Source organism: Phyllobacterium phragmitis, from assembly GCF_002980495.1.
Lineage (GTDB): Bacteria > Pseudomonadota > Alphaproteobacteria > Rhizobiales > Rhizobiaceae > Paramesorhizobium > Paramesorhizobium phragmitis.
On record NZ_PVBR01000015.1, the window covers coordinates 1 to 12,258 of the forward strand.

Annotated in this window: 13 protein-coding genes; 12 read left to right on the forward strand and 1 reads right to left on the reverse strand. The window is 60.5% G+C overall.

Annotated features, from left to right (window positions below; all coding sequences use genetic code 11):
• The 9 genes from C5748_RS18540 to C5748_RS18585 all read left to right on the forward strand — a co-directional run.
• The coding region (locus tag C5748_RS18540; protein WP_199194833.1) for a transposase at positions 1 to 410 on the forward strand (410 nt) is incomplete at its 5' end.
• 271 nt (positions 411 to 681) lie between these two features.
• Complete coding sequence (gene glyA / locus C5748_RS18545; protein ID WP_105743430.1) at positions 682 to 2,001, forward strand: serine hydroxymethyltransferase; 1,320 nt, start codon at positions 682 to 684, stop codon at positions 1,999 to 2,001.
• Between the two features lie 284 nt (positions 2,002 to 2,285).
• A complete protein-coding gene (gene nrdR / locus C5748_RS18555; protein WP_105743432.1) occupies positions 2,286 to 2,768 on the forward strand; it encodes a transcriptional regulator NrdR in 483 nt (160 codons plus the stop codon).
• A gap of 3 nt (positions 2,769 to 2,771) precedes the next feature.
• Positions 2,772 to 3,896, forward strand: a complete 1,125-nt coding sequence (gene ribD / locus C5748_RS18560; protein WP_105743433.1) for a bifunctional diaminohydroxyphosphoribosylaminopyrimidine deaminase/5-amino-6-(5-phosphoribosylamino)uracil reductase RibD — start codon at positions 2,772 to 2,774, stop codon at positions 3,894 to 3,896.
• Positions 3,896 to 4,510, forward strand: coding sequence for a riboflavin synthase (locus tag C5748_RS18565; RefSeq protein ID WP_105743434.1), 615 nt, complete (start codon positions 3,896 to 3,898; stop codon positions 4,508 to 4,510). Before ribD ends, C5748_RS18565 begins: the two co-directional genes overlap by 1 nt.
• A gap of 85 nt (positions 4,511 to 4,595) precedes the next feature.
• Positions 4,596 to 5,057 (forward strand): 6,7-dimethyl-8-ribityllumazine synthase, encoded by a 462-nt coding sequence (locus tag C5748_RS18570; protein ID WP_105743528.1) that lies wholly within the window; start codon positions 4,596 to 4,598, stop codon positions 5,055 to 5,057.
• Positions 5,058 to 5,061: 4 nt separating this feature from the next.
• Entirely contained in the window at positions 5,062 to 5,562 is a 501-nt protein-coding gene (gene nusB, locus C5748_RS18575) for a transcription antitermination factor NusB (RefSeq protein WP_105743435.1), read from the forward strand.
• A complete protein-coding gene (locus C5748_RS18580; RefSeq protein ID WP_105743436.1) occupies positions 5,559 to 6,776 on the forward strand; it encodes an MFS transporter in 1,218 nt (405 codons plus the stop codon). Before nusB ends, C5748_RS18580 begins: the two co-directional genes overlap by 4 nt.
• Positions 6,777 to 6,937: 161 nt before the next feature.
• Positions 6,938 to 9,091 carry a sodium-translocating pyrophosphatase gene (locus tag C5748_RS18585; RefSeq protein WP_105743437.1) on the forward strand — a complete coding sequence of 718 codons (2,154 nt, stop codon included), beginning with the start codon at positions 6,938 to 6,940 and terminating at the stop codon, positions 9,089 to 9,091.
• 88 nt (positions 9,092 to 9,179) lie between these two features.
• Here C5748_RS18585 and C5748_RS18590 read toward each other — a convergent pair whose 3' ends face one another.
• Entirely contained in the window at positions 9,180 to 9,680 is a 501-nt protein-coding gene (locus C5748_RS18590) for an outer membrane protein assembly factor BamE (protein WP_199194838.1), read from the reverse strand.
• Between the two features lie 101 nt (positions 9,681 to 9,781).
• On the opposite strand from C5748_RS18590, the gene C5748_RS18595 reads away from it, so the two are divergent.
• The 3 genes from C5748_RS18595 to plsX all read left to right on the forward strand — a co-directional run bounded on the left by C5748_RS18595 (position 9,782) and on the right by plsX (position 12,220).
• Positions 9,782 to 10,342 carry a ubiquinol-cytochrome C chaperone family protein gene (locus tag C5748_RS18595; RefSeq protein WP_105743438.1) on the forward strand — a complete coding sequence of 187 codons (561 nt, stop codon included), beginning with the start codon at positions 9,782 to 9,784 and terminating at the stop codon, positions 10,340 to 10,342.
• A gap of 43 nt (positions 10,343 to 10,385) precedes the next feature.
• On the forward strand, positions 10,386 to 10,940 hold the full coding sequence (locus C5748_RS18600) for a YceD family protein (RefSeq protein WP_105743439.1): 555 nt from the start codon (positions 10,386 to 10,388) through the stop codon (positions 10,938 to 10,940).
• Positions 10,941 to 11,158: 218 nt separating this feature from the next.
• Positions 11,159 to 12,220, forward strand: coding sequence for a phosphate acyltransferase PlsX (gene plsX, locus C5748_RS18605; RefSeq protein WP_105743440.1), 1,062 nt, complete (start codon positions 11,159 to 11,161; stop codon positions 12,218 to 12,220).
• Positions 12,221 to 12,258: the final 38 nt, after the last annotated feature.

Consider the following 12,258-nt stretch of genomic DNA (forward strand, 5'->3'; position numbering starts at 1 on the left):
ACAAGCGTCACCGCGCCACCGAATTCCTCGACTTCCTGAAGCGGATCGACGCCGAGATGCCAAAGGGCCCGGACGTGCATCTGGTGATGGACAACTATGCGACCCACAAGACGCCACGGATCAAGGCTTGGCTTGCGCGCCGCCCGCACTGGCATGTCCACTTCACACCGACTTCGGCCTCCTGGATCAATCAGGTCGAGCGGTGGTTTGCAGAGCTGACGCGAAAGCAGTTGCAGCGCGGCGTCCATCGCTCCACCGCAGAACTGGAAGCCGATATCGACGCCTTTATCAAAGCCCACAACGAAAGCCCTACCCCTTACAGGTGGGTCAAATCCGCAGACCAAATCCTCGCATCGGTCAAGCGCTTCTGCCAGAAGACAATGAGACGAACTTCAGATTCAGGTGAATAGGAAAAAACGGGACAGAATAATAAAAGGCCGCCGCTGGGCGGCTTTTTTCGTTTATGACGGTTTTCGGCCATTGCTTTTCGCGGTCCGGCCATTGGCCTTGGCCAGCTAAATATGATAATGCGCCGTCATTCACTACAGCGCGGTGCGTCCTTTAGGACGCACAAAGGACGCTGTAAGTTATTGAATCTGCGCATCGTGCTTTCCGAAAATCGATTCCGATTTTCGGGCCGATGCTGTAACCTTTGACCGGCAACCCGGAGGGATAGCTATCATGTCGCAGGCGAACGCTGCTTCAGCGCAGGCATTTTCGGAAACATTCTTCAACGCCAGCCTTGAGGAAACCGATGCCGAACTGTTCGGCGCGATCCGTAACGAACTTGGCCGCCAGCGCCATGAAATCGAGCTGATCGCTTCGGAAAACATCGTTTCCCGTGCCGTTCTCGAGGCGCAGGGCTCGATCATGACCAACAAATATGCCGAAGGCTATCCCGGCAAGCGCTATTATGGCGGCTGCCAGTTCGTCGATGTGGCCGAGGAACTGGCCATCGAGCGTGCCAAAAAGCTGTTCGGCGCGGAATTCGTCAACGTACAGCCGAACTCCGGCAGCCAGATGAACCAGGCCGTGTTCCTGGCATTGTTGCAGCCGGGCGACACCTTCATGGGCCTAGACCTCAATTCCGGCGGACATCTGACGCACGGCTCCCCCGTCAATATGTCGGGCAAATGGTTCAACGTCGTTTCCTACGGCGTGCGTAAGGATGACAACCTACTCGACATGGATGAGGTCGAACGCCTCGCCAATGAGCACAAGCCCAAGCTCATCATCGCCGGCGGCACGGCCTATTCCCGCTTCTGGGATTGGCAGCGCTTCCGCCAGATCGCCGATTCGGTCGGCGCCTACCTGATGGTCGACATGGCGCATATCGCCGGTCTCGTTGCCGGCGGCGTCCATCCTTCACCGATCCCGCACGCCCACGTCGCGACGACGACGACGCACAAATCGCTTCGCGGCCCGCGCGGCGGCATGATCCTCACCAACGATGCCGAACTCGCCAAGAAGATCAATTCGGCCGTGTTCCCCGGCCTCCAGGGCGGCCCGCTGATGCATGTCATCGCGGCAAAGGCCGTGGCTTTCGGCGAGGCGCTACGCCCTGAATTCAAGACCTATACCCGCAATGTCGTGGAAAATGCCCGCGCTCTGGCCGAAGTCCTGAAGCAAAACGGCCTCGACATCGTGTCCGGCGGCACGGACAACCATCTCATGCTGGTCGACCTGCGCCCGAAGAACGCCACCGGCAAACGGGCGGAATCAGCCCTTGGCCGCGCCAACATCACCTGCAACAAGAATGGCATTCCCTTCGATCCCGAAAAGCCGTTCGTCACCTCTGGCGTCCGTCTCGGCACGCCAGCCGGCACGACGCGCGGCTTCGGCATCGCCGAGTTCCAGGAAATCGGCAATCTGATTTCAGAGGTGCTCGACGGGTTGAAGGTCGCCAATTCCGATGATGGCAATGCCGTGGTGGAGAAGGCTGTGAAGGAAAAGGTCGTGGCGCTCACCAGCCGCTTCCCGCTCTATTCATATCTCGGCTGATATCGGGCAATTATTGAATTGGAAACGCCGGTGGGGCAGTACCCCCCTCTGGCTTGCCAGCCATCTCCCCCTCAAGGGGGGAGATTACGCCTTCATGACCGCGCGGCACCAATCGCAGACTTGGCAGAACGGGGGCGGAGAGACGTGTCAGCCAATCTCCCCCCTTGAGGGGGAGATGTCCGGCAGGACAGAGGGGGGTATGCCTCGCCATGCGGCAATTGCGTGGTTCATTATGAAATTCTTATGCCATAGTCTGCCGCGAAGAATCACGGCGAAAGAAGTTCATGCGTTGCCCATATTGCCAGTCGGAAGACACACAGGTGAAGGATTCCCGCCCCGCGGAAGACGGTGCGGTGATCCGTCGGCGTCGGGTCTGCTCGGTTTGCGGCGGACGTTTCACCACTTTTGAACGCGTTCAGCTGCGCGAGCTGCTGGTGGTCAAGAAAAGCGGGCGTCGAGTTCCCTTCGACCGCGACAAGCTGATGCGGTCGGTCGAAGTGGCGCTGCGCAAGCGCCAGGTCGACGCCGAACGCGTCGAGCGCGCCATATCAGGTATTGTCCGCCAGCTGGAAAGCTCGGGCGAAGCGGAAGTGGCATCGGACGAGATCGGCCGCCTGGTCATGGATGCGCTGAAAGGCATAGACGATATCGCCTATATCCGCTTCGCCTCCGTCTACCGCAATTTCCGCGAGGCGAGCGATTTCCACAATGTCATTGACGAGTTGACCGTCAAGGACAAGCTTCCCGACGATTTTTCGGACGACTAGTCGATGTCGGGCGCGCGTTCTTCAGCAATCAGCACTGCCGATCTGCGGTTCATGGCTGCCGCCATCCGCTTTTCCCGCAGGCATCTCGGGCTGACGGGCACCAATCCTTCGGTTGCGACACTGATTGTTCGTGACGATGGTGACGGACCTGTCATCGTCGGCCGCGGCGTGACGGCGATCGGCGGCAGGCCGCATGCCGAAACGCAGGCAATCGCCGAGGCAGGTGAACAGGCCAGGGGTGCGACAGCCTATGTGACCCTCGAACCCTGTGCCCATCACGGCCGCACGCCGCCTTGCGCCGATGCGCTGGTCACCGCCGGTGTGGTGCGCGTCGTCGCGGCCGCGACCGATCCGGACGATCGCGTTTCCGGAAAGGGTTATGCCATATTGCGCGGAAGCAGCCTCGAAGTCATCGAGGGCGTGCTGGCCGACCAGGCCGCCGATGTGATGGCCGGCTATTTGATTCGCTCTTTCAAGAAGCGGCCGGAAGTCACTCTGAAGCTTGCCGTTTCCGCCGACGGCATGATCGGCCGCAAGGGCGAGGGGCAGGTGCCTATCACGGGGCCGGTGTCGCGGGCGCAGGTGCATCTGATGCGAGCAGAAAGCGACGCGATATTGGTTGGGATCGGCACGGCGCTGGCCGACGATCCGATGCTCACCTGTCGCTTGGCCGGACTGGAACAGCGCTCTCCGGTTCGCATCGTGCTCGACAGCGATCTGCGGCTGCCGCTTTCCTCGGCGCTGGTGCTCTCCTCATCTGCTGTTCCCGTCTGGATCGCCTGTGGCGCGGACGCCGATCCCCGCAAAAAGCAGGCGATGATCGATGCCGGCTGCCGTATCCTGGCGACGGAGAGCATCAATGGCCGCATCGCCTTGCCGGAATTGCTGGAGGATCTGGCCGCGCAGGGTATCGCGACAATCATGGTCGAGGGCGGCGCCAATGTCGCCGATTATTTTCTGAACGAGGGTTTGATCGACCGCGTAGCGCTTTTCGAAGGCCCTGATGCGATCGGTGAGGAACAGGGGCTTGCCATGCCTGACCTGCGCTCCCATATCGCCAGTTTCATCTTGTCCCACGAAGCGCGTTTCGGCGCTGATCGTTTCACCGAATTCAGGAGGAAGCCCTGATGTTTACTGGTATCATTACGGACGTCGGCAAGGTCGAACGGATTAAGCTGCTGAATGAGGGCCTGCTTCTGCGCCTCGAGACGGCCTATGATCCTGATACGATCGAACTCGGTGCCTCGATCGCGTGCTCGGGCGTCTGCCTCACTGTCGTGGGACTGCCTGAAAAGGGCTCCAACACCCGTTGGTTCGAAGTCGAGGCATGGGAGGAGGCGCTACGCCTGACCACGATTGGCGAATGGCGACCGGGAACGCCGATCAATCTCGAACGTTCGCTGAAGCTGGGAGACGAGATGGGCGGCCATCTGGTTTCAGGTCATGTCGACGGGCAGGCGGAGATCATCGAGCGCAGGCAGGAGGGCGATGCCGTCCGTTTCCGGCTGCGCGCGCCGGAGGCCCTTGCCCCCTTCATCGCCCAGAAAGGGTCTGTCGCCCTGGACGGGACATCGCTGACCGTCAACGGCGTCGACGGCAATGAATTCGATGTCCTTTTGATCCGCCACTCGCTTGAGGTTACCACCTGGGGAGACCGCAAGGCAGGCGATAAGGTAAATATCGAGATCGATCAGCTCGCGCGATACGCTGCGCGGCTTGCGCAATATCCGAAATCGGCCTAGAGCCATTGCCGAATGGCGGACTACCTTTCCGTCAGCATTTCAGCGTCGACCGCTGTCGGTCCGCAAACCTGTCATGGAGCTCTTTATGGCCAAGAAAAAGGCGCGCGCGCCGCATCTGCTTATTGTCGAAGCCCGGTTTTACGATGACCTCGCCGACGCGCTTCTCAACGGCGCCAAGCTGGCGCTCGACGAGGCTGGCGCGACCTATGAGGTGGTGACCGTGCCGGGTGCGCTGGAAATACCCGCCGCCATTTCCTTCGCGCTCGACGGCGTCGACGAGGATGGGGCCGAGTATGACGGCTATGTCGCGCTCGGCTGCGTCATTCGCGGCGAAACCTATCATTTCGAAATTGTCGCCAATGAATCCTGCCGTGCGCTGACCGGTCTCGCCGTCGAGGAAGGCCTTGCCATCGGCAATGGCATCCTGACCGTCGAGAACGAGGAGCAGGCATGGGTTCGCGCGCGGCGCGAAGACAAGGACAAGGGCGGTTTCGCCGCCCGTGCCGCGCTCACCATGATCGGTTTGCGCAAGAAACTGGGAGCCTGAAGCGATGGCTTCTTCTGCTGAAGGGCGACCCGCCGCCGCCCGTATGGCCAACAAGCGTGGCGCTGCCCGCCTTGCTGCGGTGCAGGCACTCTATCAGATGGACGTCGCCGGAACCGGCGTGCTCGAAGTCGTGGCGGAATATGAATCCTTCCGTCTCGGCAAGGAGGTCGACGGCGCGCAATATCTCGAAGCCGACCCGCAATGGTTCCGCGCCATCGTATCCGGCGTTGTCACCGATCAGCTCAGGCTTGATCCGATGATCCGCGAGGCGCTGACCGAGGATTGGCCGCTGTCGCGGCTGGATTCGACGCTGCGCGCCATCCTGCGTGCCGGTACGTGGGAATTGAAGAACCGCAAGGATGTTCCGACCGCCGTCATCGTCTCGGAATATGTCGATATTGCCAAGGCTTTCTACACCGAGGACGAGCCCAAGCTGGTGAATGCCGTTCTTGACCGCTTGGCGCACCAGATTCGCGGTGAAAGCCGCGGCATGAAGGGCGCGTGAGCGGGCCGGCCGAAACCGAGGCAAAACGAACCGCCCTCATCTTGGCGGCGGCGCAATCGATTATCGGCAGTGCCGCACCCATCGCGATTTCCATGGGGGGACTCGCGGGGTTCTATCTCTTAGGTCTCGACAAGTCGCTGGCCACCGCTCCCGTTACCGGTTTCAATCTGGGAACGGCGCTCGGCATGCTTCCCGCCGCCGCCCTCATGCGGGTGATCGGGCGGCGCTACGGCTTCATGTCCGGCGCCGGCGTCACGTCGCTTGGCGGTCTCGTTGCCGCATTCGCCCTGTTTGAGGGCAATTTCTGGCTGTTCGCGGCAGGTCTCATGCTGATCGGCGCTGGAAACGCCTTCGTCCAGCAATATCGTTTCGCGGCGACCGACAACGCGCCGCTTTCCTTCAAGCCCAGGGCGATCTCCTGGGTCATGACAGGTGGCGTCTTTGCGGCCATCATCGGCCCGACGGCGGTAATCTATACGCGCGAGCTTTTCACTCCGGTCATGTTTGCCGGCTCCTTCCTGGCGGTCGGCGTCATCGGCGTGCTGGGCATGTTCATCCTCTCCCTGCTGCGCATGAAAAATTACGTCGCAGCGGTGGTGGAGGACGATATCCTGCCGCCGCGGCCGGTCCGCACCATCATTTCCCAGCCGCGATTTTTCGTGGCGCTTCTCTGCGCCATCGTCACCTATGCGCTGATGAGCTTCGTCATGACGGGTGCGCCGCTTGCCATGGTCGGTTGCGGGTTTTCGACTGATGAGGCGACGCTCGGCATCCAATGGCACGTTCTCGCCATGTTCGCGCCGAGCTTCTTCACCGGACGCCTCATTGCGCGCTTCGGCAAGGAGACGATCGTCGCAACCGGGCTCCTTCTGCTTCTCGCTTGCGCCGCGGTTGCGCTTTCCGGCCTCGAACTATGGAATTTCTGGCTCGCCCTCATCCTGCTCGGCGTCGGCTGGAACTTCGGTTTCATCGGCGCGACCACGATGGTGACGGATACCTATCGTCGTTCGGAAAAGGGCAAGATCGAGGGCCTGCACGATTTCCTGCTGTTCGGAACGGTTGCCGCCGCCTCCCTGATGTCCGGCAAGACGCTGACTGCATTCGGCTGGGATGCGCTGAACTGGATCGTCTTCCCCGTAGCCGGTGCGTGCCTTCTGGCGCTGGCAGCGCTTGTCGCCTATGAGCGGCGGCGTGTCTCCGCTCCTGCGGAGTGATTGCTGATAGCGTAAGGTTCATATCGGCCGGTTATCTGCTCCCAATAACTATATCTTGACGTTTTCAGCGCTGTTTCGCATCCTCTCCGCCGTGCGGCGGGAGGGGTATCTTCATGCTGTACTGAAACATAGGCCCGGGGAGGAGCTTTGGGCCAAGATCAATGGGAGTTGGCATGGCAGTTCTTCTTCTCGTCATAGCCTGCGGTTTGCTTGCTGTCCTTTACGCCGTCTGGGCGACGAGATCGGTCCTTTCGGCCGATCAGGGCAATGCAAGAATGCAGGAAATCGCAGGCGCCATCCGCGAGGGTGCGCAGGCCTATCTCGCGCGGCAATACACGACCATCGCCCTTGTCGGCATCGTCGTCTTCATCGCCGTCTGGTTCCTTCTGTCGTCGACTGCGGCGATAGGCTTTCTCATAGGCGCTGTCCTATCGGGCCTGACGGGCTTTATCGGCATGCATGTCTCGGTGCGCGCCAATGTCCGTACCGCCCAGGCCGCATCGCGTAGTCTTGCGGGCGGGTTGGAAATCGCCTTCAAATCCGGCGCGATCACCGGCCTTCTGGTGGCTGGCTTGGCGCTTCTCGGCGTCTCCGTTTATTATTTCGTGCTGACGCAATGGCTTGGCTATTCGCCGGCCGACCGCACCGTGATCGACGCGCTGGTTTCGCTCGGCTTCGGTGCTTCGCTTATTTCCATCTTCGCGCGTCTCGGCGGCGGCATCTTCACCAAGGGTGCGGATGTCGGCGGCGATCTCGTCGGCAAGGTCGAGGCGGGAATCCCGGAGGACGACCCGCGCAATCCTGCGACGATCGCCGACAATGTCGGCGATAATGTCGGCGACTGTGCCGGCATGGCGGCGGATTTGTTCGAGACCTACGCGGTGACCGTGGTCGCCACCATGGTGCTGGCGGCGATCTTCTTCAGCGGTAGCGCCTTGTTCGAATCGATCATGCTTTATCCGCTGGCGATCGGCGGCGTCTGCATCGTCACATCCATCGCCGGCACCTTCTTCGTCAAGCTCGGCGCCAACGGCTCGATCATGGGCGCGCTCTACAAGGGCCTGATCGTAACAGGCCTCCTGTCGATCGTCGGCCTCGCCGTCGCCACGTCGATCACCATCGGCTGGGGCGAGATCGGTACGGTTGCTGGAATGGCGATCACCGGCGGCAATCTCTTCATCTGCGGGCTGGTCGGCCTTGTGGTGACGGGATTGATCGTCGTCATCACCGAATACTATACCGGCACCAACAAGCGCCCGGTCAACTCGATCGCCCAGGCGTCGGTGAGCGGCCATGGCACCAATGTTATCCAGGGGCTGGCCGTATCGCTCGAATCGACGGCACTTCCGGCGATCGTCATCATCGGCGGCATCATCTCCACCTACCAGCTTGCCGGCCTGTTCGGGACCGGCATCGCCGTGACCGCCATGCTGGGCATTGCCGGCATGATCGTCGCGCTCGACGCCTTCGGTCCCGTGACCGACAATGCGGGCGGCATCGCCGAGATGGCGGGCCTCGATCCGGAGGTGCGCAAGTCGACCGATGCGCTCGATGCCGTCGGCAATACCACCAAGGCCGTCACCAAGGGTTACGCCATCGGTTCGGCCGGCCTGGGTGCACTGGTGCTTTTTGCCGCCTATTCCAACGATCTGGCCTATTTTGCCGCCAATGGGGCGACCTATCCCTATTTCGCCAATATGGGCCCGGTCTCCTTCGATCTCTCCAACCCCTATGTGGTGGCCGGGCTGATCTTCGGCGGCATGATTCCCTATCTCTTCGGCGGCATAGCCATGACCGCCGTGGGAAGGGCGGCCGGATCGGTGGTGCAGGAAGTGCGCCGCCAGTTCCGCGAAAAGCCGGGGATCATGACCGGCAAGGACAGGCCGGATTATGCCCGCGCGGTCGATCTTCTGACCAAGGCGGCCATCCGGGAGATGATCGTCCCGTCGCTGCTCCCCGTTCTGGCGCCGCTCGTCGTCTATTTCGGCGTGCTGTTGATCTCGGGCTCGAAGGCTTCGGCCTTCGCCGCACTCGGCGCATCGCTTCTTGGCGTCATCGTCAACGGCCTTTTCGTGGCGATCTCCATGACGTCGGGTGGCGGTGCCTGGGACAATGCCAAGAAAAGCTTCGAAGACGGGTTCATCGATGCCGATGGAATCAAGCATATGAAAGGCTCCGAAGCTCATAAGGCTTCGGTCACCGGCGACACCGTGGGCGATCCCTACAAGGATACGGCCGGCCCGGCGGTCAATCCGGCGATCAAGATCACCAACATCGTAGCCTTGCTGCTGCTGGCGGTGCTGGCGCATTCATGAGGTCTTGAAGCCCGATTCAAAAAGAAACCCGCGGAATTGCTTTCGCGGGTTTTTTCTTTCGGATCTGCGTAATTGATTAACAGGTCGGTCAGCGCCCCGTAGTCGGTAGTGAAGGCGTTGTTCCGGCGCCGGCCAGGAGCTGGCCGAGGAAGGATTGATCCTTGCCACCGGTCGGCGTGGTCCGCGAGATGAAATCGAACACTCTGCCGTCCTGGAGGCCATAATTCGCGATTTGCGAGACTTTGCCGTCCCCATCGAAATACACCGCGAGGATGCGCCGGTCGATGGTCTTCGGCCTCAGGAACTGGACCGGCCGATAGCGCTTCTCCGAGATGTAATAGAAGACTTCATTGTCGAAAGTCGCCGTAGTTGACGGCGAGCCGAGCGACAGGAGCACCTGTTCGCGGCTCGAGCCGACGGGAATCGAATCGAGCGCCTGTTCATCCAGTACATAGCCCTGGGTCAGCGTTTCAGCAGGGTTGAGTGACGCCGCGGTGTTGCACCCGGTCAAACTGGCTGAAAAAAGAATGGTGGTTCCGACAAGAAACGCTTCTCTCGTCCGAACACCCTTGAAAATCCGCTGCAACAACGACATCTCCATTTTCATTACCCCAATCTGGCACTTTCGCCATCGGGAGAACTTCGGTAAACCACCTTGCTTCTGGATGCAACAAGCACGGTCCACCCCTGATGATTCTCAATCTTTTCAGCCGCAAGTCGAAGGCGAATGAGGCAATTACCCTTGCCGTTTATGAGGCGATCGTGGCAGCGGCGCGGCAGACGCGCTTCTATTCACAATTTGATGTGCCCGATACGCCGCTTGGACGCTATGAAATGCTTTCGCTGCATGTCTTCCTGACCATGCGCCGTCTGAAGGGAGACAATGCATCGCTTCGCGCCATCAGCCAGGAGATTGCCGATGAGTTCTTCAGGGATGTCGATCATTCCCTGCGCGAACTGGGCATTGGCGACCAGGGCGTGCCGAAGCGGATGAAGAAGCTGGCACGCATGTTTTATGGCCGTGTCGGCTCGTATGAGGCCGCGTTCGCCGAGGATGACCGCGAAGCATTTGCCGCTGCGTTGACACGCAACGTCCGCCCGGATCTGGAGTTCTGGCCAGGCGCGGCACCGCTTGCGGCCTATGGCTTTGAAGCAAAGGAAAGCCTTGAGAGGCAGCTCGACGAGGAACTGGCGCGTGGCAACATCGTGTTTCCCGATGCGGGGCGATTGGCCTTACCGCAGACTGACTGAGAGTGACAGGCTGGGAAACAAGGCCAAGAAAGAAGATTCGAACATGAGCGAGACCTCCGCCCTGAAATTTCCGGTTTCCGTGCAGCATCTGCCCCAGAAAGGCATCACCGTCACGATCAAGGCGAATGAACGGGAGCGCACGGCGCTCGCCAGGGACCACGACCTGGAAGTGGTGAAGTCCTTCGAGGCTGAATTCCAGATCATGCCGTGGAAGAAGCAGGGCGTGAAAGTGCAGGGCCGGATCGATGCCGATATCGTCCAGGCCTGTATTGTCACGCTCGAACCTCTCGATGCCAGGATTGCCGAAGACGTGGAAGCGGTGTTCGTGCCGGAAAATTCCAAGCTCGCGCGCATTCGCCTTGACGAAAGCGGCGAGATGCTGATCGACGCGGAAGGACCGGATATGCCGGAAACCTTCTCCGGTGATCGCATCGATATCGGCGCGGTAGCGGAGGAATTTTTCGAACTTGCCATTGATCCCTATCCTCGCAAGCCCGGCATCACGGAACCGATTACGTCTTCGGAATCAGCGGTGACAGATACGGAAAAGCCGGTTTCTCCTTTCGCCAGCCTCGCCGATTGGAAGAAAAAGCCGTGATATTCGGCTTTGCAGCATTGAAATTCCGGTTGTTTGTGACCGCAAAAACGCTATTTTCCCCGCACCCCGCAAAAGGCACCGGCGGGGAACGGCTGGCGTAAACAACCAGAGCATGTTCGGGAAAGCCACACGGTATTTCCAGGAATATGCCAGGGAACACGCGCTGAACAAAATGGAGCGGTCTGAAAACCGCACCGGCACCGGGACAGGAAAACAGAGTGATCAGAATCTCGATCGATGCGATGGGAGGCGATTTTGGCCCAGAAATTGTTGTCCCCGGCGCGGCGATAGCGCTTGAGCGCCATCCGGATATACGCTTCGTCATCTATGGTCTGGCGGATCGGGTCGAGCCTGTTCTGGCACGATATCCCAGGCTGCAGGCTGCATCCACCTTTCACGCAAGCGAAATCGCCATCCGCATGGATGAGAAGCCGAGTCAGGCGTTGCGCAACGGCCGTGGCAAATCCTCCATGTGGCAGTCGCTCGAAGCGGTCCAGGCGGGCGAGGCGGATGTCTGCGTTTCCGCCGGCAATACCGGCGCATTGATGGCGATGTCGAAATTCTGCCTGCGCATGATGGCCGATGTCGAGCGCCCGGCGATCGCGGCGATCTGGCCGACATTGCGCGGTGAAAGCATCGTGCTCGACGTTGGTGCCACCATCGGCGCCAACGCGCAGCAGCTTGTGGACTATGCCGTCATGGGGGCGGGCATGGCGCGCGCTCTGTTCGAGATCAAGCGCCCCACGGTCGGTCTGCTCAATGTCGGCGTCGAGGAGGTGAAGGGCCTCGACGAGATCAGGGAGGCCGCGCAGATACTCCGCGAGGTCCCGCTGGCCGGCCTTGAATATTCAGGTTTCGTCGAGGGCAACGATATCGGCAAGGGCACGGTCGATGTCGTGGTGACCGAAGGCTTCTCCGGCAATATCGCGCTGAAGGCCGCCGAAGGCACGGCCAGGCAGATGGCGGACCTTCTGCGTGCCGCGATGAACCGGACATGGATGGCGAAGATTGGCTATATCTTCGCCAAGAGCGCGTTCGACCGGCTGCGCGAGAAGATGGACCCGCGCAAGGTCAATGGCGGTGTCTTCCTCGGATTGAACGGCGTCGTTATCAAGAGCCACGGTGGAGCCGATGCGGAAGGCTTCGCTGCTGCGCTGGAAGTCGGTTATGACATGGTGCGCAATGCGCTCCTTGAAAAAATCTCTGCCGATCTGAGTCAATTTCACGAGATCCGCCCTGCTGCTGCCACTGTTGAGGACGACGCCGAGGAACAGCAGTAATCGCCAAGCCCCGAGCTTTTTTGTGCAGGCCCGGCTTT